Genomic DNA, 23,356 nt, shown 5'->3' with positions numbered 1-23,356 from the left:
TGAAAAAGCCCCCCATTCGACGTTCGAATGAGGGGCTGCTTCGTTTTAGGCGTACGGCAAGCGCTCTAGTGCAGCAAATGCTTGTAAGGGCTATAATCGATGCCGTTCTTGTCGAGAAACGACACGAGGCTTTTGTAATCGCGCTTCGGCGTGGCCAGAATATATCCTTCGATGCACAGCTGCTCGGTCACTTCAGGCGCGCCCTTCTCCAGAGCGACCTGTCCGATGCGGGCGGCAATGGAATGGCGGGCAATATCGCGGAACGCGCCGGGGACCGGAGACACGAGCTTCTCCAGAAACGCCTTGGAGGCATCCGTCCACAGATGACGGGACGCATCGACATAATGATTTTGCCAATCGAGCTTCGACTTGCCGTCGGCCTTCGGCAGCACCTTCATGAACTTGCGGAACATGAAAAATCCGCCAATGGACATAAAGGCGAGCAGCACGAAGCCCCAAAACAGCAAAAACAGCATGAAACTTTGCGAAGGCATGATTCATTCTCCTTGTCCGGCTGGTGTTACTGGAATTATACCGCATTCCTAGATTTATTTGAAGTTTCTTAGTACAATAAAGGGAAGTACAAGCAAAGGAGTCGAAGACGATGTTGAAAATAGGCTCGCACGTCTCTTTTTCCGACAAGGGGCTGCTGAATGCGGCGCAGGAAGCCGCCATGTATGGCTCCAGCACGTTTATGATCTATACCGGAGCGCCCCAAAACACCAGACGCAAACCGATCGAGGAGCAATATATCGAGGAAGGCAGAGCTCTTATGGAGCAAAACGGCATCGGTGAAATCGTCGTTCATGCCCCTTATATTATCAATTTGGGCTCGTATAAAGAAGATACGTTCGAGCTGGCCGTCCGCTTCCTACAGGAAGAGATCCGCCGCACGGACTATCTCGGTGTGCGCAATATCGTGCTTCATCCGGGCGCTTACACGGACAAGGACGCCGAATACGGCATTGCCCGCATCGCCGAAGGGCTGAACGAAGTACTTCGCGGCACGAAGGACACGAACGTCAACATTGCGCTGGAAACGATGGCAGGCAAGGGCTCGGAGATCGGCCGTTCGTTCGAGGAGCTGGCGCAGATTATGGACAAGGTCGAGGACAACAAGCGGTTGACCGTCTGTCTGGACACCTGTCACGTGCACGATGCCGGTTACGACATCGTGAACGATTTCGACGGCGTATTGGATCATTTCGACAAAACGGTCGGATTGGACAGGCTGGCCGTTATCCATCTAAACGATAGCAAAAACGTCCGCGGGGCCGGCAAAGACCGCCATGCTCCGGTCGGCGCGGGGCTGATCGGCTACAAAGCGATGAACTATATCGTGCACCACGACAGTCTGCAGCATTTGCCGATGATTTTGGAAACGCCGTGGATCGGCAAAGAGGACAAAACCGTCCGTCCGATGTACGAAGCGGAAATTGCCCTGCTGCGCGGAGATTTGAACGGGCGCTTCGGAGGGGATTTCCTCGATCATCTGGATCGGCTGCATCATTATTTCGGCAAGCAGGAGATCGATCACCGCGAATTTATTTTGTCTACCTGGGACGTTCTGAAGAACGATGCAAAGGCGAAGAAGGCCGACCCGCGCGAGCCGATGGAACGGCTGTACGATATGGTAGAGGAAAGCCGTTTGTTCCCCGACCTGAGCGAGGAGCAGATCAACCATCGCATTACGGCATGGTTTGCCGGCAAGGAGCTGTTGGCCTCAGTCTGATCGGCGGGCAGCTTGATCAAGAAACAAGCGGAGAAGAGAGAGAGGAACGAGAAGCCATTATGAGTCCATTGGTTACACCAACGAATCATCCCCGTTCCGACCGTCATCGCGAGAGGGCGAGGATGCTGATCTCTTGCCCGGACCGCCCGGGAATCGTCGCGGGCGTTTCGCAATTCTTATCCCGGCACGGGGCGAATATCGTCCAGTCGGACCAGTATACGATGGACCCGGAGGGCGGACTGTTTTTCATTCGGCTGGAATTCGATCTTCCGGAGCTGGAGGAGCGCTTGCCCGCTCTGAAGCGCGATTTTGCCGAGACGACTGCCCGTGAATTTGCCATGGACTGGCGGGTGACGCAAGCGGGTCGGAAGCAGCGCCTGGCCATCTTCGTCTCGAAGGAGGACCACTGCCTGCTGGAGCTGCTGTGGCAATGGAAATCCGGCGACTTGTACGCCGATATCGCCATGGTCGTCAGCAACCACCCCGATATGCGGGAGACGGTCGAAACGTTCGGTATTCCGTACCATCACGTTCCGGTTACCGCCGAAACGAAGCGTGAAGCGGAGGAGAAGCAGCTGGAGTTGACCGGGGGAGTCGATACGATCGTTCTGGCGCGGTATATGCAGATCATTTCCCCGACGTTCATCGAGCGTTTCCCGAACCGGATCATTAATATTCACCACTCGTTCCTGCCGGCCTTCGTAGGAGGTAAACCGTATGCGCAGGCTTATGCGCGCGGCGTGAAAATTATCGGGGCGACGGCGCATTACGTGACCGAGGAGCTGGACGGAGGACCGATCATCGAGCAGGACGTGCAGCGAGTAAGCCATCGCGACAACGTAGACGCGTTGAAGCGGATCGGCCGGCATATCGAACGCATCGTATTGGCCAGAGCGGTCGCATGGCATGCCGAGGACCGGATTTTAACCCATCAGAACAAAACGGTTGTGTTTAATTGAATCGGTTTTCATAGAAAAGATAAGGACATCTTTCGCCGTCTTCCGGACGCGCAAGATGTTCTTTTTTTGTATGCGCAGCAAGGCTTCCCGGCCGAATGGAAAACATTATGCAGTGACCCGTCCATAGAGCCATGTTACGATGTAGAAACCGCAGAGGAGACGGCAGGCCGCAACAAGCTTTTGCCGTTTTTTCATGGGGAATACAACAACAGGCCGAAGCTTCTTCGGAAGCGCGGGGAACCCAATGTTCCGGGGTGAAGCCCATCGCAGGGCAGGGGGATTGCTCTTTGACCCGAACCCGTCAGCTAACCTCGCAGGCCCAAACAAGGAGAGGATTTTTACATGCGTTTCAAGAAAACCGTAATGACCGGAGCACTCGCCCTAAGCGTAATCGTCGGTACAGGTTCCGCGTACGCTTCACCCAGCACGTCGGCGGATCGTGTGTCGAATGGAAATATAGCCGATTGCTACGGACTGTCCTTGAACGGTCAAGCTCTAAACGTTCAGTCCTTGAACGGGCTGAAGCTGAACGGTCAATCGCTGAGCGATTTGCTAAACGGTCTGTCTCTGAACGATCTGCTTCAATCGATCCAGCAAGGTAAGACGACTATAGTATGGCCGGGAATGTCGAACGGTATTCCGGGTTCGCAAGGCGGCGGTGCTGACCATAACGGCAGCTCCGGAACCGATCAAGGAAGCGGAGACGACGGGACGAACGGCGGACAAGCCGGAGGCGGTACGGAAACGGGAACGGTTCCGAGTCCGGGGGCCGGTACAGGTAACGGAACCGGCACGGGCGGCACCCCTACCGGCAACGAGAATGCTCCGACATCGGCTTATGCCGAGCAAGTCGTGTCGCTCGTTAACCAGGAGCGCGCAAAAGCCGGTCTGAAGCCTCTTGCCAGCGATGCGGCCTTGACGAACATGGCGCTGGACAAAGCGAAAGACATGTACAACAATAACTATTTCGATCATACGTCCCCGACCTACGGATCGCCGTTCGATATGATGAAGTCCTACGGCATTCAATATTCGTATGCAGGAGAGAATATCGCCAAGGGCCAACGCAATCCGCAGGAAGTCATGAATGCATGGATGAACAGCGAAGGCCACCGGCAAAATATTATGAGCCCGAACTTCACGAAGATCGGCGTAGCGTACTATAACGGCGAATGGGTGCAGGAATTTATCGCCAACTAATTCGCAGATTCTGAAACAAAAATCCGACAGCCGAAGGTTTCCTTCGGCTGTTTGGCTTGTATTGAATATTGAGAACGGTTTTCAGTCATAGATTGTGGTAAACGGCGAAAGCAAATGGTACAATAATGCAAAGCGACTGCAAGTGTCCGCTGGACAAAGAGCAGGGTTCGCGTCCGGTAGACAACCGCGATGCGCAATACCGATTTTGGGAGGAATGGAACGATGACGTCTCAAACGAAATCAATCGACCAGTTGGCGATCGATACGATCCGTACGCTGTCTATTGATGCCGTGCAAAAAGCGAATTCCGGGCATCCCGGCATGCCGATGGGGGCAGCGCCGATGGGGTACGCCCTATACGCGCGCCTGATGAAGCACAGCCCGGACCATCCGGAATGGATCGATCGCGACCGGTTCGTACTCTCGGCCGGCCACGGCTCGATGCTGCTGTATAGCCTGCTTCATCTGAGCGGCTACGATTTGTCGTTGGACGAGCTGAAAAACTTCCGGCAGTGGGGAAGCAAAACGCCGGGCCATCCGGAGTACGGCCACACGGCAGGCGTCGATGCCACGACGGGCCCGCTCGGACAAGGCTTTGCCAGCGCAGTGGGCATGGCGCTCGCCGAAGCTCACCTGGCTGCGACTTATAATCGCGATCAATTGAATATTATCGACCACTATACATATGTTATTTGCGGCGACGGGGACCTGATGGAAGGCATCTCCGGCGAAGCCGCTTCGCTGGCCGGCCATTTGCAGCTGGGCAAGCTGGTCGTGCTGTACGATTCGAACGACATCTCCCTTGACGGCGAGCTGAATTTGTCGTTCTCGGAAAATGTTAAAGCCCGCTTCGAAGGCTACAATTGGCATTACAGCCTCGTCGAGGACGGCAACGATCTTGCTGCCATCGAGCAGGCGGTTCTGGCTGCGAAGAACGATCCGCGCCCGTCGCTGATCGAAGTCAAAACCGTAATCGGTTACGGCAGCCCGAACAAAGCCGGCAAGGGCGGTCATGTCGGACCGCACGGCTCCCCGCTTGGCGTTGACGAAGTCGTGCTGACCAAAAAAGCGTACGAATGGCCGGAGGATCAGCATTTCCACGTGCCGGCGGAAGTGTATGCGCATTTCGCCGACGCGAAAGCGCATGGCGCCCAAGCCGAGCAAGCGTGGAACGAGCTGTTCGCCCGCTACGAGCAAGCGCATCCGGAACTGGCGCAGCAATTCAAGACGGCCGTTGCCGGCGAGCTGCCGGAAGGCTGGGACGCCGATCTGCCGACTTACAGTCCTGCGGATAAAGGTATCGGCACGCGGAACGCTTCCGGCAATGCCATCAACGCGTTCGCGGCCAAAGTACCTGCATTCATCGGCGGCTCCGCCGACCTGGAGTCTTCGACGATGACGCATATGAAGGGGCTCGGGCAGCTGACCCGGAACGATTATAGCGGCCGCAACGTCTACTTCGGCGTACGCGAGTTCGCTATGGGAGCGGCTTTGAACGGGATGGCGCTGCATAAAGGCGTCAAGCCTTACGGCGGCACGTTCTTCGTCTTCTCCGACTACTTGCGTCCGGCTGTTCGTCTTGCCGCCATTATGGATCTGCCGGTTACGTACGTGCTGACGCACGACAGCATCGGCGTAGGCGAAGACGGTCCGACCCACGAGCCGATCGAGCAGTTGGCCGCCTTGCGCATTATTCCGAACGTGACTGTCTTCCGTCCGGCCGATGCCAACGAAACGACGCAAGCCTGGCGCTATGCGCTGGAAAACAAAAACGGTCCGGTTGCACTCGTCCTGACCCGTCAAGCCGTGCCTAACCTGGAAGGGACGGCGGAGAAAGCCCGCGAAGGGATTAACCGCGGCGCATACGTCGTGTCCGAAGCGGCAGGCGGAGAAGCCCAAGCCATCATTCTAGCTACCGGCTCGGAAGTATCGCTTGCGGTCGAAGCTCAGGCGAAGCTGGCCGAGGAAGGCGTGCGCGCGCGCGTCGTCAGCATGCCGAGCTGGGAGCTGTTCGACAAGCAATCCGACGAGTACAAGCAGTCCGTACTGCCGTCCGGCGTGAAGGCCCGTCTTGCGGTAGAAATGGCGTATCCGCTCGGCTGGGACCGTTACGTGGGCGACGGAGGCGCGGTGCTGGGCATTGACAGATTCGGCGCATCCGCTCCGGCGAACAAAATCATTTCCGAATACGGCTTTACGGTCGACAATGTCGTCGCAAAGGTAAAAGCTTTGCTGTAAGGCTTTCGGCCCGATTGACCAATAGAGAAGGCTGTCGAATCGCGGAGTAGCGCTCGGCAGCCTGAAATAAAAGAGTCCGCGAAGGACTCTTTTTAACAATTCCATTTCTACGAAATCAGGGAGAGTGCGAAAACCATGTCTCAGTTCAACAACGTCAGCGTGGCAACCAAAGCGAACGTATACTTTGACGGAGGCGTAACGAGCCGGACCGTATGGTTCGCCGACGGGTCGAAAAAGACGCTCGGCTTGATGCTGCCGGGCGTCTACGAATTCACAACGGATACGGTGGAAATTATGGAGTTTACGTCAGGCAGCCTGCTCGCCTTGCTTCCCGGAGAAACGGAATGGAAGCCGTTCGAGGGCGGAACGCAGTTCGAGGTACCGGCGCATGCGACGTTTAAGATGGACGTCAAGACGGTAACGGATTACGTTTGCTCCTTTATTACGGGCTCCTGAAGCTTTTCCTGAATGTACTCCTCCAGCTTGATGCGCGTGTAGGGAGGAAGCCCGGAGAGCATACAGCCGTACCGGAACAGACCTTCGTCCGCGAATACGCGGATGATGCGGGCTGTAATCGGGGGCAGATCCGCTTCCTGCGGAAAATGAATCACGATAAACATGTCCTCGGCGAGCGGAAACGTACTGGTCACTTGCAGGCCGCTGTCGGATAGATCGTATAGCGTGCCTTCGATATTTTGCCCGGAGAACGAGCCCTCCTGCTCCCACTGGTAGACGGAGAGAAGCAGCCGGATATTCATCGGCACGCGTATGCTGCGGCGGCGTTCGATGTTCAGATCCTGGGTGGAAAGCAACGCCTCGGGATGTGTTTCCGGCTTGTCGCAGGCTTCGATCTTCTTGTCCATCCATTCTTCGTAGCACTGCACGATCGCGGACAAGTCCTGGTCGCCGAGACCTTTGCTCAAGCCCATCTCGTACACGTTTTTGGCCAGGCCGAGCAGCGGTGCGGTAAGCTGCAGCTGGTCGGTCAACTGCGAGGCCAGACGCAAGTCCTTGTGCATCAGCTGCATGGAAAACTGGTTCGAATAGTCCCGCTTCAACAGCTTCGGGCCTTTCAGCTCGGCCTGCTTGCTGCTGGCGCCGCCGGCCAGAACGATTTCGTAAAATTTCTCGAGATCGATGTTGGCTTTGGCCGCAAGAGCCAATCCTTCCACGAAGCCGATGGCGTTAATGCCGACAATCGTGTTATGCGCCAGTTTTGCATACGAGCCTGCGCCCGAGGAGCCCATGTAGACGATCCGGCTGCCCATCGCTTCGAAGACGTCCCGGTGCGCGTTCAAAGCCTCTTCGTTCCCGCCTACCATGAACAACAGCGTGCCGCTTTCCGCGGCCGGCTTGCTGCCCGTGACGGGGGCGTCCAGAAAATGAACGGCGTGCTCGGCCAGTTCGGCCTGGAGCGTTTTACTCATATGCGGGGAAATCGTACTGCAATCGATTACGGTCATGCCCGGACGGATGCCTTCCAAAATGCCTTTCGGTTCGTAAAATATTTGCCGGATGGCTGTATCATTGCTGAGCATTGTAATTAAGACGTCCGCATCCAGGGCGGCATCGGCGGGAGTTGCGGCAGCTTCCGCTCCAAGCCGCACCAGTTCAGCGTTTTTGTCCGTCGTACGGTTGTACACGGACAGGGTGAAGCCTTTGCGCAGCAAATTCGCCGCCATCGGCTGTCCCATCGTTCCCAGGCCGATAAAGCCGATTTTTTTCATCGTATTCACCTCGAAATAGTTGGCAGCGAAAATAGTGCCTGGTGTGCTGCTGGTCCTAGAACCATTGTAGCATTTCCGGCAACCTCTGTGAATCTTCTCTGCCTGACTTGTACGGCGGGGCGGCGCTCCGTCCCGACCGGAAGGCAGGCCTGGCTTGCTTTTGCCGGCAGGATTCCAGTATTCTATCTGTATTCCAAAACTAATAGGGTGTGGGAGGAAAGACACATATGAGCCAGCCATTGAAATTTGATTACAGCCGGGCACTATCCTTCGTGCAGCAGCACGAAATCGATTATTTCCGGGAGCCGGTTCGGCTCGCGCACGAGCAGCTTCACCGCGGAACCGGAGCGGGCTCGGACTACTTGGGCTGGATCGAGCTGCCCAATCAGTACGATAAAGAGGAATTCTCGCGCATTCAACAGGCGGCCAAGCGGATTCAGGACGATTCCGACGCGCTGGTCGTGATCGGGATCGGCGGATCGTACCTGGGCGCGCGGGCGGCGATCGAGATGCTGTCGCATTCCTTTTATAATATGCTGCCCAAGGAAAAGAGAAGCACGCCGGAAGTATACTTCGTCGGCAATAACATAAGCTCCACCTATGTGACGCACCTGCTGCAGCTGCTGGAAGGCAAACGCATCTCCGTCAACGTCATCTCCAAATCGGGCACGACGACGGAGCCGGCAATCGCCTTCCGCTTGTTCCGCGAGCTGTTGGAACAACAATACGGCAAGGACGGTGCGCGCAAACGGATCTATGCGACGACCGACCGCGAGAAGGGCGCATTGAAAAAGCTGTCCGACACCGAAGGCTACGAGACGTTCGTCATTCCCGACGACGTTGGCGGCCGCTATTCGGTGCTGACGGCGGTAGGCTTGCTGCCGATCGCGGTGGCGGGAATCGATATCGGGGCAATGATGCAAGGGGCGGCCGACGCTTCCCGCGCTTACGGGCAACCGGAGCTGGGCGCCAATGAGAGCTACCAGTACGCGGCCGTGCGCAACGCGCTGTACCGGAAGGGCAAAGCGATCGAAATTCTCGTCAACTACGAGCCGTCGCTTCATTACGTATCCGAATGGTGGAAGCAGTTGTACGGCGAGAGCGAGGGCAAAGACCAGAAGGGCATTTATCCGGCGTCGGTCGACTTCTCCGCAGACTTGCATTCGATGGGCCAGTTTATCCAGGAAGGCGCCCGCAATTTGTTCGAAACGGTTATCCAAGTGGCCAACGTACCCGAGCAGATCGTCATCGGCACCGACCCGGAAAACCTGGACGGGTTGAACTTCCTGGCCGGCCAAACGATGGACTTCGTCAACAAGAAGGCATTCCAGGGCACGATGCTGGCGCATACGGACGGCGGCGTACCGAATCTGATCGTCACGATTGACAATATCTCGGCGTATTCGTTCGGCTATATGGCCTATTTCTTCGAAAAGGCATGCGGCGTGAGCGGCTACCTGCTCGGCGTCAACCCGTTCGATCAGCCCGGCGTGGAGGCTTACAAGAAAAATATGTTCGCGCTGCTCGGCAAGCCCGGCTTCGAGAAAGAGAAGGCGGAGCTGGAGGCTCGTCTGGGCCAATAAGCGGATATCGAAGGAGGCGGGCAAGCCGGGACGAGCGGTTCCGGACTGCCCGTTTTTTCTGTGCGGCCACAGGCATGGAGCGGCATTAATGTGCGTTTCTAGGCATACGGCCAGTTTCGGACAAAGAGGTGAAACGCATGCTGGAACGGTACCGGACCGTCAAACGGCAGGCATCGGCGGAAATCGTGATCAAACGGTCGCGTTTTATCGGTCATGTCAAGCCGGTGGAAAGCGAGGAGGAAGCGGTCGCCTTCGTCGAACAGATCAAGAAGGAGCACGGCACGGCAACGCATAATTGCTCGGCTTACGTCGTCGGGGAGCGTGACCAGTTTCAGAAGCAGTCGGACGACGGCGAACCGAGCGGCACGGCGGGCAAGCCGATCCTGGAAGTAATCAAGCAGCAAGGGTTGAAAAATACGGCCGTTGTCGTAACACGCTACTTCGGAGGGGTTATGCTGGGGGCGGGCGGTCTCATTCGCGCGTACACGGAAGCGACGGTGGAGGGACTGGCTGCAGCCGTGCCGATCACGCTTGCGCTGCACCGGGAGGTGCTGGTGGAGATCGACTACACGTGGCACGGGAAAGTCGAGAACGGCTTGCGCGGCAAAGGGACCATGCTTGGCGAGACGCTATTCGCCGACAAAGTTACGCTGCAATGCTGGCCGCTGGAAGCGGAGGCGGATTCGTTTATCGCCTGGATGACCGATTTGACGCAAGGGCAGGCCCATATCGAATCCGGCGAGACGGAGTACAGGGAAGTCGAATAATTCGGCTTCTGGTGATGCCGCTCACGGGAGCCAGAGGAGCATAGGGAAGAGAGGGCATAAGCCGCTCTCTTTTTTTGTTGTGGACAAGTCCGGGGATATTCTGTTGATAACATTGTGTATAACTTGTGGAATCTTTTCTTTTTGAATCGAGCGAATCGTTTTTATTTTTAGAAAATGAAGGATTTGTGGATACATTGTGCATATACCTATCATTTAGTCAGTAAAACAGTTAACAACCTTGTGAATAATTTGTGGGCAATTTCATTTTCTGTGGATAACATGCCGAACTGGCATTCCGCCTGCAAAGTTTGGCGAATTGTCCAAGAGGGCTTGACCCGACCTGTAGTAGGATGAGTGGGAATACATCCGAACTGGAGGAATTTATGATGAGAAATGATCGCGATCATTCAAATGGAAGCGTTATCAATGGGGAGTCGGAATCGCCGCTAACCGTGCCTAACTCTGCGAAGGGGGAAGGAAGAGAGGCGCTGCCCGATCCGGGTAGAGGCGTCAGCCGCCGCAAACTGGTTGCCTCCTTCGGCATGGCCGGGCTGGCGCTGATCGCCGGAGGCGTCTTGAGCTCCGCCGAATCCGGGGGGAGCGTCGCCGCTCAAGTGTACGGCGAAGGAGAAGGAGAAGGCTGCTGCGACCACGGTTGCCCGGCTGTGACGCTGGCCGAGCTGCGGGCGCTGCCTGTTCCGGCATACCCGGCGCTTTATTTTGTCAAGGATAACGGGCAGGAAGGGATATTCTATTATGATCCACTGGACATGTCAGCGGCCGACAATACCGGGCTTGTCGTCGTATCCGCCGGCGGAGCCCGGTTCAAGCGGCTGACGGAAGAGCAGGGCGTCGACATCCGGTGGTTCGGGGCCAAAGGTGATGGACTGACCGACGATACGACCGCGATCCAATTGGCCGTCAATACCGTATCGGCGGCAGGAGGGGGGACGGTATACGTGCCGGCTTCAGGCACCTTCCGTTTTACGAGCATTCATGTCAAAGCGCGTGTCGCCCTGATCGGGTACGGCGGCGTCCTCAAGCTGAAGGACAATCACTGCGTTTCCTCGTCAACCGCCTATTATTTGCTTCACAACATGAACCCCGCAGGAGGGAGCTTTTCGGATGTGAAGATCGAGGGCATCGTGCTGGACGGCAATCGAAGCGGGGGGAATACGAGCTTTTCGGTAGCGGACGGCATGACGATCGGCGGTGAGAACGCGGTCATACGCAATTGCACGATCCGGAATGCTCCGGACTCGGGCATCATGTTCTCCGGCGCGACCAATTCCGTATGTGTCGGCAACCGCATCGAGACGGGGGGCGATGTGGGCATATACGTCAATGACGGCAACGGCACAAAGCATTACGAGAACGTGATATCGGATAACCGGATAACGGGGTTCCCGTTCGGCGGAATTGCCTTGAAGCGCATTTGCCAGCGAACGCTGGTCGCGCACAATACGATTTACGACTGCGGCAACGGCATTACGCTGGAGCATGCTTCCACGTCGTCGGACTACTCGCGGAACGTCTCGATTATCGGCAACCGGCTGCGCAATATCGGCTATGGCAGTCCGACGGCAGCGCAGGTCGGCATTAACTTGCGCTGCTCCGACTATACGATCGTGGCCGACAACCGGATCGAGTGGAGCAAACGGAGAGCGATTCTGATCGAGGCATCCCAATACTGCTCGGTGTCGGGCAATGTTATCGAGATGAAACCGGACGGAGACGCGACCCATAACCATGGCATTCAGCTTATTCCCCGCGACGGCAATGGATGCCATTTCAATACGATTCGCGGCAATGTGATCGTCTCTCCCGTGCGTCACGGCATCTATTTGTCATCGGCCTCTACGACGTCGCAGAACAACTCCATCTGCGGCAATATCGTCCGGTCGGCAGGCGGCATTGCGCTTCGTCTGGAGGCAGGGTGCAGCAACAATGTGCTGTCGGATAACGTTCTGGAGGGGACGTACGATATGGAGTACTACTCCGGCGCGCTGAACAACAGCTTCGCCAATAACCGGCTGGTGAGCGGCAACGTGTCTGGCTCTCCGGACCAGACCAATGGAGTCGCCTATGCGCAGATGAACGGCAAGCGGCACAGCATCGGAACCACCGCTCCGACTGCGGGGACTTGGAAGCAGGGGGATCTGGTCTATCATGCCGCTCCCGCTTCCGGAGGATATATAGGCTGGGTATGCGTTACGGCAGGTTCGCCGGGGGTGTGGAGTCCGTTCGGGCCGATTGCTTAACCGCAGATCCCGGCAATCTCGATTTGATCCGGTATTCTCGGGGTGTCAAGCCCGTGTGCAGCTTGAACAGCTTGTTGTAGTAGCTTAAGTCGCTGATGCCGACACTCTCCGCTATGGCTATAATCTTGTCGTCGGTTTCGCGGAGCGGCTTTAGAGAAGCGTGGATGCGCACTTCGTTGCGGTATTCGGTAAACGTTTTGCCCATCGTCTGTTTGAACTTGGCCGTAAAGCTGGACAAGCTCATGCCGCTCATGCGGCACACCTGCTCCAGGCCGATGTCCTGGGCGTAGTGGTGCTCGAGAAACTGGCAGACGGACTGGATCGCTCTGGACGGATTCGCGTGAAACGGAGGAGGAACGCTTCGCTGTTCGTAACGGCGGCTGAGCCATACGAGCATTTCGATGACCAGCGCTTTGATGGAAATCCGGTAGCCCAACGCCTTCGTGTCGTATTCCTCGACAATGCGTTCCAGCCGCTGCCGGATTTCTTGTCCTTCGAGTACGGATAGCTTCATATGCGATTCGAAATCGAGCGTTTGGCGAAAAAAAGGCTCCACATAAAAAAAGTCGAAAAAGGGCGTGGACTGTGATAGCGCTTGCAGCTCGGATGTCAGAAAGGACGGCAAAAACATGACGTTGAATACGTCAAGAGGTGCATCGCCAAGAACGACATAATCGTGCTCGACGAACGGGGGAATGACAAAGATGTCTCCTTTGGATATCGGGTAGGAGGAGCCCTTGTATACATGCTCTCCGCGTCCTTCGGCGACGTAAACCAGCTCGATGAAATCGTGGTGGTGAACTTGCTTTTGCCTGTGCGGCATCGTCTTGTACAGAAAGGAACGGAACGGGAATTGTTCGCATTCCAGATAAATTGTTTTGGAATAAAGCATGGCCTTGCTCCTCCCCTTAGCAGAAAACCCGCTGCCATCCGTCCGGTTCGATATGCGCCCCGGTCCGGCGAGCGCAGCTTGCCATGTGTCCGGCAAGCGCATGCCTACGCTTCTTGTTTTAACGAGCGTGCGCAGTCCGTGCTTGCTATTGAGTAAGCCTGAAGGCCGATTAATCGCGTTGTTTGCCGCCTTCTCGTGACGTCTGTTCGTTCCGAGGGACGTAAGCGTCGTAACGGTCGTCAATTTCCCGGACGAAGGTGCGAACCCGCTTCGTTTCTTCGACGATGGGATCCCACTTCGCTTGCGTGCGGATTTCGTATCTCGGGCTGAGGCGCCGGAGCGCCGCGACGTCCGGCTGTTTCTCCGCCATTTCCCCTTCTATTAACGCATTGGCCAGGTCGAGCTCCAACTGTTCCTTGCTTTTGTGCTCCATAGCAGGTTAACCTCCATGTTCCGGTTTTGGAAATGTCCGACTTATGTTTCCCGGAGAGCCGGAAACGATTCGTTCGGCGCCCTGAACCGTACCTCGCCGCGTGAAGCAGAGTCAACCCCAGTATAGCAAAATCCGGCGGAAAGCCGCCAGCCCTAAGTCGAATGATCTCGTACTTAAACACAATGGCGCAAATCTGTCATCATGCTCGCGGGGCACGAGATCCAAGCAAGCGGCCTCGAGCAGAGGCCTTCACGCATCGAGTAATCGGTCGCTAGATCGCCGTACGGATCGGAGTTAACAAGTACAAAGCCGACGGATGCGGTTCGGCCGGCTCTGCCGCAAGGGGGGCGAGCTTGCTGGTAAACCTCAGCCGGACCGCCGTGCCCTCCATCGCCCGGAGGATGTCCGCCATATATTTGCCGTTGAAGGAAATCGTCAGAGGCTCTCCGTTCGACTGCTCGACGAGAATTTCCTCCCGTACGTCTCCGATCTCCGCCGATCGGGATAGAAGCTCGATGATCGTTCCCCTCTCTCCCGAAATGATGCTAGTGCCGTCATGACCGTTGTCCGTGCCGGATCGGTTTTGCCGGGACAAGTCGTTTCCTGCAGCGGGCATCATGCGCAAATGAACGACGCAACCTTCCCCGGCCAGAAGCGTAACCCGTTCGATCGCCTGAAGCATCGGAAGCTTGCCGACGGTGACTTCGGCCGCGAACGACCGCGGCACCAGCTTATCCACCGGCGGGTAAGAACCGTGAAGCAAGGCACAGCCCAAGGTCAGGTTGGCAGTAGAAAAAACGATATGCCCGTCATGCGCCGCAATAGCGGTTTCGCCTTGCTCGTCGTGCAGCAGTCTGGCCAGCTCGTTCAAGCCTTTGGCCGGGATCACCGCTTCGAAGGAGCCCGAAGCCCGTTCCGGCGGAAGCAGGGAGCTGCCGGAGGCGAAGCGGATACTGTCGGTTGCCGTCAAAATCAGTCTTCCGCCGTCGCAACGGCACCATACTCCGGTTAGTAGCGGCCGAGTATCGGAGGCAGATGCAGCAAAGGCTACTTGGCGGATCAGCGATTTCAGAAGCGCATTAGGCAGCGTCAGCAGCCATGGCGAGGCTCCGGATGCCGGCTGCTCGGGAAACAGGTCCGGATCGGCCCCGCAAAGACGATAAAAGCCGCCGCCTGCCCGAATAAGCAGCGTGAAGGGCTCGGTCAGCCCCAACTCCACTTGCGGAGCGGACAGCTTCCGGACAATATCGGCGAAATAACGGGCCGGAACGACAAGGGAGCCCTCCTGCGTACGATTCGTTCCCGACGGCAAAGGAATATCGGCGCGGATCGACAAGATCCCGTTGCTAGCGGATAGCGTCAGCCGCTCGCGCCTGAAGTGCAGATGCATGCCGGACATGACCGGCAGCGGACTGGAGGTAGGGACGGCACGAACGACATGCTGAAGAGCTTCGAGCAGCGAGGCTTGCGGGACGACGGCTTTCATGCGTCCTCCCGGTTTTGCGGCGCAAAGCGCTCGAGAAGAAGCTCGCGCAGCAGCTCGGACTTGGACAGACGATGCTCGGCGCAGTAGTGCTCGAACTGCTCCCACGCGTCCGGAGGCAGCGTAACCGACACCTTCCGGGTATGGCCGATGCCCCGCCGGCCGGCTCCTTCGCGCGGTCCGCCGCGGGAAAATAAAGCGCTGATCTGTCCTTCGCGCTTTGGAATACTCAGTTTGATTTCATCATGGCTCATACGATACGCTCCTTTTTTAGAATAAGGTTACCTTATTCATAATAAAAACTATATATAGCGTATCATACACGCGTCGCGACTGGCAAGAACGGTTTGGCCATGTACAAGGCCAAGGAGACAAAAAAAGAGACCCGCAAGCAACGGGCCGCGGGTCTTCCAAATTTATATATGAAAAAGGGGGTCGATTATTAGTATAGGGCTTGAACCTTAAAGAAAGGTGAAGAACATATTGCAGTTCCATTACAGTTTCGGAGGCGCTTCCATCGTCTGCACCCGATCGTGCCATCACCGGCTGCACCAAGGGCTCGGATGCCGCAAGCCGAGCATTCGAGCCCTTGGTGCGCCGAATGGAGAAGTGGGGAAGGCTGCGGATTTATTTGCCGAATAGCAGCCACGATCCCTTCACCCGTTTCAGCAGACTGACGATCGCCCACGGAACGGTGGCTATAAGCGCAATGCCTCCCCATACGGTCAAGTGATACGCGGCTTGTCCGGGTACGGCGTGCATCTGGACGCTGTAATAGCCGAGCAACGCGGGGTGGATGAAATAGATGCCGAACGAAGCTGCGCCGAGCGACGACAAGACGGCCGATAGGCGCGGGGCGCTGGCGAGCAGATGACGGCCGATCCAGATCAGGCTGAGCGCCATCAAGATCGGGTAGCCGTTAAACAACAGCTCGAATTCGTAAGCTTTCAACCGCATGCCGTATTGCGCCTGTAGGCTGAGCAGCAGGAAGACGAACCCGGCGGAAGCGGTCGCTCCGGTAACCCACCAAATGTTGCGGTTCAGCCATCCGATCAGCCGTTCGTAGTTCATGCCAATCGAGCCGCCTATGCAGAACAGCGCAAAATAACTAACGAACAGGCGGTCTCCATGCGGAATAGGCTGCTCGGCGTACTGGCCATATAAGTATACGGCGATCTGCACGGCCACCCCGAACCAGCCCAAATAGCGGCCTAACGGGCGCCACAGCTTGGCCAGTGTGACCAGAAGTGGAAACAGCGCATAAAATTGCATAATGAGCGTCATGAAGTACAGATGGTAGCCGGCTTCCGCCCAAGGCAGCAGCGAGACGAAGTCGGAGAACGAGAATTGCACCTTGACGGCCGGGTTGAGCCACTGGTCGAACAAGTAATAAAAGCACGACCACAGCAGATAAGGAATCAGAATGAACTGCAGCCGCTTGAAGTAAAAGCTTGGCGCGCTGCGGACGGTCCATTTGTCGTAATAGCTGTAGAACAGCACGAGTCCGCTCAGCAGCACGAACAACTGTACCGGGAAATAGCTCAAATTGTTGATGGCAAAATAGAGCGTATGCGATCGCGAGCCGAGCGGCAGCTCGACTCTGGGGGTGGAAGTACCGTGGATGAGCAGCACGGCCGCAATGGCGACTCCGCGTACGATATCCAGCTCCAGCAGTTTCGGTTTGCGCAAAGTCAATCTCTACCTTTCGCGGCGTAATTCACGCCTCAACTCGTCAATAAACCAAAGTAAGTATACTTCAAAACAGGCGGATTGCCTAGCGGAGGCGCGAGGACGCCCGGGGGCACCGGACTCCGTCTGTCGGACGATCAGGAGGAAGCGCGCATGGCACCATGGAGAACGCCGGAGGATATCGCTGGCATAGCTAAAGCAGGCGCGATACTTGCCGCTTGCCGGAACCGTTTAAAAACGCTGATCCGACCGGGCTTGACCCCGCTGGAGATCGACGCCCATGTGGAGCGTTTTCTGGCCGCTCACGGCGCCACGCCGGAACAGAAAGGATATAACGGCTACCCCCGCGCCACTTGCGCGTCGGTGAACGAGGTGGCCTGCCACGGCATACCGGACGGGAGACCGCTCAGAAGCGGGGATATCGTCACGATCGACATGGTCGTCAATTATGCCGGCTGGCTGGCCGATTCGGCATGGACGTTTCCCGTTGGGGCGGTGTCCGATTCGTCGATCCGGCTGCTGCGCACGGCTAAAAGCTGCCTGTACGCGGGCATTGCCCAAGCGAAGCCCGGTAAGCGGGTTGGCGATATCGGCCATGCGATCGGTCGGCTCGCCGCGGCAAACGGGTATGCCGTATTCGAGCAATTTACCGGCCACGGCATCGGCTCGTGGATTCACGAATGGCCGTCGATTTCCCATGTCGGCAAGCCGGGGCGCGGCGTGAAGCTGGAGGAGGGGATGGTGATTACGATTGAGCCGATCCTGACGTCCGGCACGACGAAGACCCGGATCGGGGCGGACGGCTGGACGGCGCGTTCTGTCGATGGCCGGTGGTCGGCCCAGTACGAGCATACGCTTGCCGTTACCCGGGAAGGCCCCCTTATTTTGACCTCCTTAACGCCTGAGCTGGTCAGGGGCTAAATGCCGTCGTTTCGGCGACCGCAACAAGCCTTGTCCGAAAAGTCCGTCCCCCGGAAATGGCTGGCGCTTGCAGCAGGCATGCGATACAATGCAGCTATACGGTGCAGATGTCGAGGAGGTCACATTCATGAATATCGTAGTATTGGACGGGTACACGCTGAACCCCGGCGATTTGAGCTGGCGAAGCCTTGAGGAATTGGGGAATTTAACGGTATACGATCGTACGCCCGCCGAGCTCGTGGCGGACAGGGCGCGGGATGCGGATATCGTCTTGACGAATAAAACGCCGCTTCGCTCCGATGTGCTGGAACGGCTGCCGAAGCTTCGCTATATCGGGGTGCTGGCTACCGGATACGACGTCGTCGATACGGCAGCGGCTGCCGCGCGAGGAATTGCGGTGACGAATGTACCCGCTTACAGCTCGGCTTCGGTCGCTCAGCTGGTCTTCTCGTTGTTGCTGGAATTGTGCCACCGTGTCGGTCTGCACGATGAAGCGGTCCGCAGCGGCGGCTGGGCGTCATGCCCGGACTTCAGCTTCTGGAGGACGCCGCTTGTCGAGCTGTCCGGCAAAACGCTCGGCGTTGTCGGCATCGGCGGCATCGGCGAACAAGTAGCGGCGATCGGACAAGCGTTCGGAATGCATGTGATCGCGACCAACCGCAGCGGCAAAGCTCCCGCCACGCCAGGCGTCGTTCTCGTGCCGCTCGAGCGGCTGTTCGAAGAAGCGGATGTCATCACGCTCCATTGCCCGCTGACCGCCGATACCGAAGGACTGATCAATGCCGAACGCCTGTCTCGTATGAAGCGTACGTCGCTGCTGATCAATACCGGACGAGGCAAGCTTGTCCGCGAAGCCGATCTGGCCGCCGCGCTGAACGACGGCGTGATCGCCGGGGCCGGTCTGGACGTATTGTCCGCTGAGCCTCCGCAGGCAGACAACCCGCTTTTGACGGCCCGCAATTGTGTCATTACGCCGCATATCGGCTGGGCGACGCGGGAAGCGCGCGGCAGACTGATGGAAACGGCTGCGGGCAATGTGGCGGCCTTCTGCGCGGGGACGCCGGTCCATGTCGTGAACGGGGTAGGTATATAAGAAGAGCGGGGGATGCGTAGATGAGTGCTGAAACGGCGAATGCGAAAGAAAAGGCGGAACAGTTCCGCGTCGTAGTGGCGCCCGATTCGTTCAAGGGCAGCTTGTCTTCGGTGGCGGCAGCGGAAGCGATCCGCATGGGCGTGCTTCGGGCGGCGAAAGGCGCCGAGGTGACCATCGTGCCGATGGCCGACGGCGGAGAAGGTACGGTAGATGCCGTCCTGGCAGCAGTAGGCGGCGGGGAGCGGATAGCATTGACGGTAGTGGGACCGCTTGGCGATCCGGTCGTAGCGGAATACGGCATGCTGCGGGACGGGAAGACCGCGGTGATCGAGATGGCAGCCGCATCCGGTTTGCCGCTTGTGAAAAACGAGGACCGGGATCCGTGGAAAACGACTACATACGGGACGGGGCAATTGATCGGCGATGCGCTGGAGCGCGGAGCGGAACGGATCTTGATCGGATTGGGCGGAAGCGCGACCAATGACGGCGGCATGGGAATGGCCCAGGCGCTGGGAGTGCGTTTTATCGGAGAAGACGGGGAAGAAATGACCGAGCGAGGCTGCGGAGCCCTTCTTGAACGCATAGCGTCCATTGATGCGGGCGGCTTGAACCCGCGTGTTGCCCAGGCGAAGGTTACGATATTGAGCGATGTGACCAACCCGCTATGCGGTCCGAACGGAGCGTCGGCCGTCTATGGGCCGCAGAAGGGCGCGACGCCGGAAATGGTCGAACGGCTGGACGGCGGCTTGTCCCGTTATGCCGCACGGATTGCCGAGCTAAACGGAAGGCGGGTAGCGGACTCCCCAGGAGCCGGGGCGGCGGGAGGCTTGGGAGCCGGGCTGTTGGCCTTTTGCGAGGCGGAGCTAAAGCCGGGTATCGAGGTCGTCATCGATCTGGCGGACTTTGATCAGGCGGTGAAGGGAGCGGACTTGGTTATTACGGGCGAGGGGCGGACGGACGGACAGACCGCTTTCGGCAAAGTGCCTGCAGGCATTGCCGCGGAAGCCGGCCGCGCAGGCGTTCCCGTCGTCTGTTTGTCCGGCGGACTGGGCGACGGGGCGGCCGATTTGTACGATCACGGCATCGCCGCCTTATTCAGTATCGCCAATCGGCCGATGACGCTGGAGGAAGCGATGCAAGACGCCGGCGGGCTGCTTGCCGATGCGGCGGAAAATATCGTCCGGCTTTACCGGCAAGGACTGGCGCGGCTTTAGGGGGACGGCCCGGGGGCAGGATGTGGAACAATAGCCCCGCGCCGAAGTGCTTTCCGGAAACGAAGAACGTTCACTTACTCGGAACGTTCCTCCCCGTTATCTTGAGCGTCGCTGCGGATCGTTTGCTCGGACGCTTCCTTCTCGATGACGTCGTTGACGAACGCCATGTCCTGATTTTCCGCTTTCATATGCGCGGTGCCTTTGTAGTTGCCTGCGTGCGTTTTATTTTCCATAGTGGTTTCTCTCCTTTGCCGGCATATATAGCCGTTGAAATGCGTACACGTAATACTGTGCGCAACGGGGCTGCGGTTTATGCTTGGACTGCCGTCCCCTCCAGGCTGCCGGGCATCCCCGCGACAGCCTGCTACATAACTTAAAGCTTTCCGGACGGCGGAGCCCCGTCGCAGCGACGAGATGGCAGCAAGATAAGGCGTTTTCGTTTGCGGGAAGGTGCGGGAAGCTCTCTCAGGCTGGGCATTCCCGACCGGTCATGGTACAATTGAACTAACGTTAACGGGGAAAGGATGTCGTGGATGGATCTGACCGTCAAGTCCGAGAACAATGTAGCGTACATGGTGGAAGGCATCAAGGGCAAGCTGAAGGTCGTGGCTGCACAGTCGATCAAGGCGGATCATTTCGATCTGGAGAAGTACGAGGATTTGCTGGATATGTACGACGTCGTCATGAGCAAGCAGCATTTCAGCATCAGCGAAATTGAGGCATTGTGCGACGAGTTGCGACTGTTGAAAAAGTAAAAGGACAGCCGGAGAGCTGTCCCATTCTTTGCCGCCGGAGCAGGCCGCCCGTTTAAGGGCGGCCTTGCTTGTCTCGCAGTCGGGCAAGGGGATAGAACGTGCCTCGCCAATAAATGCCGCCGCGGCGCATGGTCAAGTAGACGGACCGGGACAAGGCGGCAATAAGCAGCCATACCGATACCGGCAGCGCCCAGGCGTCCTTTCCGGTATGTACGGACAGGCGGCGCGTGCTTAATACATACAGTCCGACCAAAATTGCCGCGCTTGCGGCGGAAGCCAGGCCGCTTAAGCGGGGGAGCAGCAGCAGTCCGGCGAACGGCCCGAAAAATGCCAGCAGTTGGCCGATAACAGCGCCAATCGCTGCGGGGAGACGGTAGCCGAAGCCGGAGAACATATTTTTCTCCAACCCCCGGAATGCCTCACGGAGAGTCGGATACCATTCCACCTCCAGGTGGCGTTTGCCGACCAGGAGCCTTTGCTTGAAGCCGGCTCGCTTGACCAGCTGGCCGAGCTGCAGATCGTCGTCCGGCCGCATCGCCAAAGCCCGGTGCGTGCCGATCGCTTCGTAGGCTTTGCGGCTGATCAGGTTGAACGCGCCTATGCCGGTTCCGAAACGCTGCTGACGGTCGTCGTTGGCCCGCCATAGCCGCAAAAACAAAAACAGCGAAAACATAAAATAATGCACGAAAGCGCGCAGCCAGTAGTGACGGGCGACCATAAGCGGCGCCAGCGTCAGATGATCTACGGCGTTAGACTCGACGTAGCCGACGGCATCCCGGATGCAGACCGGACTGAAGTTAACGTCTGCGTCCGTGAACAGGACATATTTTCCTTTGGCCTGCAAATAGCCTTGATAAAGCGCGTGATTTTTGCCGAGCCAGCCTTCCGGCAGCGATGTAATGTGCACGACCCGAAGCGGGATGCCAGTGTGCGGCCGCTGCTCGGACCAGCGCTTCAGCTCGTCCAGCCGCCGTCCCGTCCCGTCGACCGAACGGTCGTTTACCGCAATGATTTCCAGACGGGGATACTGCTGCTCCAGCAGATGGCGGACCGTGTCCCCGATCGAGGATTCCTCTTCCTTGGCGGCGATAATGACCGAGACAAGCGGCGTATGGTCGGGGCGACCAGACGGTTGCGGAGAGGAGGGAAGCGGAGGCAGCCGCTTCAAGCCGCGGACGGTCGTCCATAATAGGACCAGCCAATAAAGAAGCGTAACGTATGTCAACAGATCGAGCCAGCGCATGGCGGAGTCTCCCCTTACACGTTGCAAATTCGCCATATCAGCGTACGAGTATCAAGTTGAATTGTATCATAATAGCGGACGGCGCCGCGAGACAATGCCCGCAATCGGGCGAAACGAAAGCGGATCACAAAAGGGGGATGGCGGAAGTTCAATGAGCATCGAAAGCAGGGAGCAAGCAGGAGGCGGAGGCGAAGCGGTCCGTCATAAGGTGGACAGCGGCAATCTTGCCGATTTCTTTCGATATATTCGCCGGGAAGGGGTCGGGTTGGAGGACCTTGTGTTCGTCTGCATCGGGACCGACCGATCTACGGGAGACGCGCTTGGACCGCTGGTCGGCACCCTGCTGCGGGAAGCCGGCTACGACCAGGTCATCGGCACGCTGGAGGCGCCTTGCGACGCGAGCAATCTGGTCGGGAGACTGGAGGAAATCCCGGAGGACAAGATTGCCGTCGCGATCGACGCTTGCCTCGGCTTGCCCTCGTCCGTCGGCTTGTACCAGGTGTCCAACCGTCCGCTCGCTCCGGGCAAATCGGTCGGACGGGCTCTGCCTCCGGTCGGACGGTATTCGATCGCGGCTATCGTGAACGCGGACGGTCCGAGGCAGTACGCGATTTTGCAAAACACTCCGCTGTACCGGGTTATGACGATGGCTCGCGGCATTGCCGCAGCCGTCTGCGAAGTGTACCCGCTGGGGAAGCCCGGTCCATAACGAGTGGGCGGTCGCGGTCGCCCTTTACGCCAGAAGAGCCCCTCCGGCGGGACGGAACGTTATTCCGTCTTCAGGAGCGGGCTCTTCGTCTGTAGCGGAGATGGTCGCCGATCATGCCAAACAGGGCGTAGGAGGCGATGGTCAGGGCGTAGACGCCGAATACGTTGGCGTTATGGATGTCGTTGACGGCTTCGATCAGCCACACCGGCACGCTGAACATGAACAGAAAAATATTGTCCGGGTCGAGGCCGGAGTAGTTGAACAAGCACAAAGCGCACGCGAACAAGGTAAAGATCATCGTTACTTTATATCTCATGGCAGACACCTCCGGGTATAAAGGACGGCAAAAAGTAAAGCTCGTACGAGTAGTATTCGGGCGACGGGGCCGTTTTATGCATCGGGTGGAAGTCCGGCGCATCGTTGCGTTGTGCAGACATGGCTCGAATCCGCTGTATAA

General features: G+C 57.7%; 23 protein-coding genes and 1 riboswitch. Of the genes, 13 read left to right on the top strand and 10 right to left on the bottom strand.

Features of this window, described 5'->3' with window-relative positions; all coding sequences use genetic code 11:
• Nucleotides 1-65: 65 nt before the first annotated feature.
• Entirely contained in the window at nucleotides 66-494 is a 429-nt protein-coding gene (locus ABD796_RS08060; protein WP_344905619.1) for a DUF2621 domain-containing protein, read from the bottom strand.
• Nucleotides 495-604: 110 nt separating this feature from the next.
• On the opposite strand from ABD796_RS08060, the gene ABD796_RS08055 reads away from it, so the two are divergent.
• The 5 genes from ABD796_RS08055 to ppnP all read left to right on the top strand — a co-directional run bounded on the left by ABD796_RS08055 (nucleotide 605) and on the right by ppnP (nucleotide 6,585).
• The gene (locus tag ABD796_RS08055) at nucleotides 605-1,732 is read left to right on the top strand and encodes a deoxyribonuclease IV (RefSeq protein ID WP_344905616.1); all 1,128 of its coding nucleotides are present in this window, start codon (nucleotides 605-607) and stop codon (nucleotides 1,730-1,732) included.
• Between the two features lie 59 nt (nucleotides 1,733-1,791).
• A complete protein-coding gene (gene purU / locus ABD796_RS08050; RefSeq protein ID WP_344905613.1) occupies nucleotides 1,792-2,691 on the top strand; it encodes a formyltetrahydrofolate deformylase in 900 nt (299 codons plus the stop codon).
• Nucleotides 2,692-2,892: 201 nt separating this feature from the next.
• A riboswitch (cyclic di-AMP (ydaO/yuaA leader) is annotated at nucleotides 2,893-3,026 on the top strand.
• Between the two features lie 7 nt (nucleotides 3,027-3,033).
• A complete protein-coding gene (locus tag ABD796_RS08045) occupies nucleotides 3,034-3,891 on the top strand; it encodes a CAP domain-containing protein (protein WP_344905609.1) in 858 nt (285 codons plus the stop codon).
• Nucleotides 3,892-4,113: 222 nt separating this feature from the next.
• On the top strand, nucleotides 4,114-6,129 hold the full coding sequence (tkt, locus tag ABD796_RS08040) for a transketolase (RefSeq protein ID WP_344905606.1): 2,016 nt from the start codon (nucleotides 4,114-4,116) through the stop codon (nucleotides 6,127-6,129).
• 135 nt (nucleotides 6,130-6,264) lie between these two features.
• Nucleotides 6,265-6,585, top strand: coding sequence for a pyrimidine/purine nucleoside phosphorylase (ppnP, locus tag ABD796_RS08035; protein ID WP_344905603.1), 321 nt, complete (start codon nucleotides 6,265-6,267; stop codon nucleotides 6,583-6,585).
• Here ppnP and ABD796_RS08030 read toward each other — a convergent pair.
• Nucleotides 6,555-8,096, bottom strand: coding sequence for an NAD(P)-binding domain-containing protein (locus tag ABD796_RS08030; protein WP_344905600.1), 1,542 nt, complete (start codon nucleotides 8,094-8,096; stop codon nucleotides 6,555-6,557). The two genes, ppnP and ABD796_RS08030, sit on opposite strands and share 31 nt — an antisense overlap.
• Here ABD796_RS08030 and ABD796_RS08025 point away from each other — a divergent pair.
• The 3 genes from ABD796_RS08025 (at nucleotide 8,084) to ABD796_RS08015 (ending at nucleotide 12,467) form a co-directional block, all read left to right on the top strand.
• The gene (locus ABD796_RS08025) at nucleotides 8,084-9,439 is read left to right on the top strand and encodes a glucose-6-phosphate isomerase (protein ID WP_344905597.1); all 1,356 of its coding nucleotides are present in this window, start codon (nucleotides 8,084-8,086) and stop codon (nucleotides 9,437-9,439) included. The genes ABD796_RS08030 and ABD796_RS08025 overlap by 13 nt on opposite strands.
• 137 nt (nucleotides 9,440-9,576) lie before the next feature.
• Nucleotides 9,577-10,206 (top strand): YigZ family protein, encoded by a 630-nt coding sequence (locus ABD796_RS08020; RefSeq protein ID WP_344905594.1) that lies wholly within the window; start codon nucleotides 9,577-9,579, stop codon nucleotides 10,204-10,206.
• Between the two features lie 383 nt (nucleotides 10,207-10,589).
• Nucleotides 10,590-12,467: a NosD domain-containing protein gene (locus tag ABD796_RS08015; protein WP_344905591.1), complete on the top strand. Its 1,878-nt coding sequence runs from the start codon at nucleotides 10,590-10,592 to the stop codon at nucleotides 12,465-12,467.
• Here the strand turns inward: ABD796_RS08015 and ABD796_RS08010 are convergent.
• The 5 genes from ABD796_RS08010 to ABD796_RS07990 form a co-directional block, all read right to left on the bottom strand.
• Nucleotides 12,418-13,359: an AraC family transcriptional regulator gene (locus tag ABD796_RS08010; RefSeq protein WP_344905589.1), complete on the bottom strand. Its 942-nt coding sequence runs from the start codon at nucleotides 13,357-13,359 to the stop codon at nucleotides 12,418-12,420. The two genes, ABD796_RS08015 and ABD796_RS08010, sit on opposite strands and share 50 nt — an antisense overlap.
• A 169-nt stretch (nucleotides 13,360-13,528) precedes the next feature.
• A complete protein-coding gene (locus ABD796_RS08005; protein WP_344905586.1) occupies nucleotides 13,529-13,792 on the bottom strand; it encodes a hypothetical protein in 264 nt (87 codons plus the stop codon).
• 271 nt (nucleotides 13,793-14,063) lie between these two features.
• The gene (dnaN, locus tag ABD796_RS08000) at nucleotides 14,064-15,278 is read right to left on the bottom strand and encodes a DNA polymerase III subunit beta (RefSeq protein ID WP_344905583.1); all 1,215 of its coding nucleotides are present in this window, start codon (nucleotides 15,276-15,278) and stop codon (nucleotides 14,064-14,066) included.
• The gene (locus ABD796_RS07995; protein ID WP_344905580.1) at nucleotides 15,275-15,529 is read right to left on the bottom strand and encodes a ribbon-helix-helix protein, CopG family; all 255 of its coding nucleotides are present in this window, start codon (nucleotides 15,527-15,529) and stop codon (nucleotides 15,275-15,277) included. The genes dnaN and ABD796_RS07995 overlap by 4 nt, the downstream gene beginning before the upstream one ends.
• Nucleotides 15,530-15,902: 373 nt before the next feature.
• Nucleotides 15,903-16,964 carry an acyltransferase gene (locus tag ABD796_RS07990; protein WP_344905577.1) on the bottom strand — a complete coding sequence of 354 codons (1,062 nt, stop codon included), beginning with the start codon at nucleotides 16,962-16,964 and terminating at the stop codon, nucleotides 15,903-15,905.
• Nucleotides 16,965-17,117: 153 nt separating this feature from the next.
• Here ABD796_RS07990 and map point away from each other — a divergent pair, with 153 nt between their 5' ends.
• From map to ABD796_RS07975, 3 genes are all read left to right on the top strand, one after another.
• Complete coding sequence (map, locus tag ABD796_RS07985; RefSeq protein WP_344905574.1) at nucleotides 17,118-17,885, top strand: type I methionyl aminopeptidase; 768 nt, start codon at nucleotides 17,118-17,120, stop codon at nucleotides 17,883-17,885.
• Nucleotides 17,886-18,012: 127 nt separating this feature from the next.
• A complete protein-coding gene (locus ABD796_RS07980; protein ID WP_344905571.1) occupies nucleotides 18,013-18,978 on the top strand; it encodes a D-2-hydroxyacid dehydrogenase in 966 nt (321 codons plus the stop codon).
• A gap of 20 nt (nucleotides 18,979-18,998) precedes the next feature.
• Entirely contained in the window at nucleotides 18,999-20,192 is a 1,194-nt protein-coding gene (locus tag ABD796_RS07975) for a glycerate kinase (protein WP_344905568.1), read from the top strand.
• A 74-nt stretch (nucleotides 20,193-20,266) separates the two neighbouring features.
• On the opposite strand, the gene ABD796_RS07970 is transcribed toward ABD796_RS07975, so the two are convergent.
• Nucleotides 20,267-20,425 carry a hypothetical protein gene (locus tag ABD796_RS07970; protein WP_344905565.1) on the bottom strand — a complete coding sequence of 53 codons (159 nt, stop codon included), beginning with the start codon at nucleotides 20,423-20,425 and terminating at the stop codon, nucleotides 20,267-20,269.
• A 300-nt stretch (nucleotides 20,426-20,725) separates the two neighbouring features.
• On the opposite strand from ABD796_RS07970, the gene ABD796_RS07965 reads away from it, so the two are divergent.
• Nucleotides 20,726-20,947 (top strand): DUF1128 domain-containing protein, encoded by a 222-nt coding sequence (locus ABD796_RS07965; protein WP_344905562.1) that lies wholly within the window; start codon nucleotides 20,726-20,728, stop codon nucleotides 20,945-20,947.
• Between the two features lie 52 nt (nucleotides 20,948-20,999).
• Here the strand turns inward: ABD796_RS07965 and ABD796_RS07960 are convergent, their stop codons facing one another.
• On the bottom strand, nucleotides 21,000-22,190 hold the full coding sequence (locus tag ABD796_RS07960; protein ID WP_344905559.1) for a glycosyltransferase family 2 protein: 1,191 nt from the start codon (nucleotides 22,188-22,190) through the stop codon (nucleotides 21,000-21,002).
• 151 nt (nucleotides 22,191-22,341) lie between these two features.
• Here ABD796_RS07960 and yyaC point away from each other — a divergent pair, with 151 nt between their 5' ends.
• Entirely contained in the window at nucleotides 22,342-22,899 is a 558-nt protein-coding gene (gene yyaC / locus ABD796_RS07955) for a spore protease YyaC (protein WP_344905556.1), read from the top strand.
• 70 nt (nucleotides 22,900-22,969) lie between these two features.
• Here the strand turns inward: yyaC and ABD796_RS07950 are convergent, their stop codons facing one another.
• Complete coding sequence (locus tag ABD796_RS07950) at nucleotides 22,970-23,215, bottom strand: hypothetical protein (RefSeq protein WP_344905554.1); 246 nt, start codon at nucleotides 23,213-23,215, stop codon at nucleotides 22,970-22,972.
• Between the last annotated feature and the right edge of the window lie 141 nt (nucleotides 23,216-23,356).

Origin of the sequence: Paenibacillus hodogayensis, from assembly GCF_039536325.1 — a bacterium.
Classification (GTDB): domain Bacteria; phylum Bacillota; class Bacilli; order Paenibacillales; family NBRC-103111; genus Paenibacillus_AB; species Paenibacillus_AB hodogayensis.
Note: the sequence above shows the minus strand (reverse complement) of the source record. Positions and strands in the feature narration are given on the sequence as shown.

What these genes read in the sequence shown, in the direction of transcription:
- ABD796_RS07960 (WP_344905559.1), bottom strand. Translation starts at nt 22,190, where the DNA reads ATGCGCTGGCTCGATCTGTTGACATACGTTACGCTTCTTTATTGGCTG.
- ABD796_RS08005 (WP_344905586.1), bottom strand. Translation starts at nt 13,792, where the DNA reads ATGGAGCACAAAAGCAAGGAACAGTTGGAGCTCGACCTGGCCAATGCG.
- ABD796_RS07970 (WP_344905565.1), bottom strand. Translation starts at nt 20,425, where the DNA reads ATGGAAAATAAAACGCACGCAGGCAACTACAAAGGCACCGCGCATATG.
- ABD796_RS08025 (WP_344905597.1), top strand. Translation starts at nt 8,084, where the DNA reads ATGAGCCAGCCATTGAAATTTGATTACAGCCGGGCACTATCCTTCGTG.
- ABD796_RS08045 (WP_344905609.1), top strand. Translation starts at nt 3,034, where the DNA reads ATGCGTTTCAAGAAAACCGTAATGACCGGAGCACTCGCCCTAAGCGTA.
- ppnP (WP_344905603.1), top strand. Translation starts at nt 6,265, where the DNA reads ATGTCTCAGTTCAACAACGTCAGCGTGGCAACCAAAGCGAACGTATAC.
- ABD796_RS08010 (WP_344905589.1), bottom strand. Translation starts at nt 13,359, where the DNA reads ATGCTTTATTCCAAAACAATTTATCTGGAATGCGAACAATTCCCGTTC.
- ABD796_RS08020 (WP_344905594.1), top strand. Translation starts at nt 9,577, where the DNA reads ATGCTGGAACGGTACCGGACCGTCAAACGGCAGGCATCGGCGGAAATC.
- ABD796_RS08060 (WP_344905619.1), bottom strand. Translation starts at nt 494, where the DNA reads ATGCCTTCGCAAAGTTTCATGCTGTTTTTGCTGTTTTGGGGCTTCGTG.
- ABD796_RS07980 (WP_344905571.1), top strand. Translation starts at nt 18,013, where the DNA reads ATGAATATCGTAGTATTGGACGGGTACACGCTGAACCCCGGCGATTTG.
- dnaN (WP_344905583.1), bottom strand. Translation starts at nt 15,278, where the DNA reads ATGAAAGCCGTCGTCCCGCAAGCCTCGCTGCTCGAAGCTCTTCAGCAT.
- ABD796_RS08055 (WP_344905616.1), top strand. Translation starts at nt 605, where the DNA reads ATGTTGAAAATAGGCTCGCACGTCTCTTTTTCCGACAAGGGGCTGCTG.
- map (WP_344905574.1), top strand. Translation starts at nt 17,118, where the DNA reads ATGGCACCATGGAGAACGCCGGAGGATATCGCTGGCATAGCTAAAGCA.
- ABD796_RS07950 (WP_344905554.1), bottom strand. Translation starts at nt 23,215, where the DNA reads ATGAGATATAAAGTAACGATGATCTTTACCTTGTTCGCGTGCGCTTTG.
- purU (WP_344905613.1), top strand. Translation starts at nt 1,792, where the DNA reads ATGAGTCCATTGGTTACACCAACGAATCATCCCCGTTCCGACCGTCAT.
- yyaC (WP_344905556.1), top strand. Translation starts at nt 22,342, where the DNA reads ATGAGCATCGAAAGCAGGGAGCAAGCAGGAGGCGGAGGCGAAGCGGTC.
- ABD796_RS07995 (WP_344905580.1), bottom strand. Translation starts at nt 15,529, where the DNA reads ATGAGCCATGATGAAATCAAACTGAGTATTCCAAAGCGCGAAGGACAG.
- tkt (WP_344905606.1), top strand. Translation starts at nt 4,114, where the DNA reads ATGACGTCTCAAACGAAATCAATCGACCAGTTGGCGATCGATACGATC.
- ABD796_RS07965 (WP_344905562.1), top strand. Translation starts at nt 20,726, where the DNA reads ATGGATCTGACCGTCAAGTCCGAGAACAATGTAGCGTACATGGTGGAA.
- ABD796_RS08015 (WP_344905591.1), top strand. Translation starts at nt 10,590, where the DNA reads ATGATGAGAAATGATCGCGATCATTCAAATGGAAGCGTTATCAATGGG.
- ABD796_RS07975 (WP_344905568.1), top strand. Translation starts at nt 18,999, where the DNA reads ATGAGTGCTGAAACGGCGAATGCGAAAGAAAAGGCGGAACAGTTCCGC.
- ABD796_RS08030 (WP_344905600.1), bottom strand. Translation starts at nt 8,096, where the DNA reads ATGGCTGGCTCATATGTGTCTTTCCTCCCACACCCTATTAGTTTTGGA.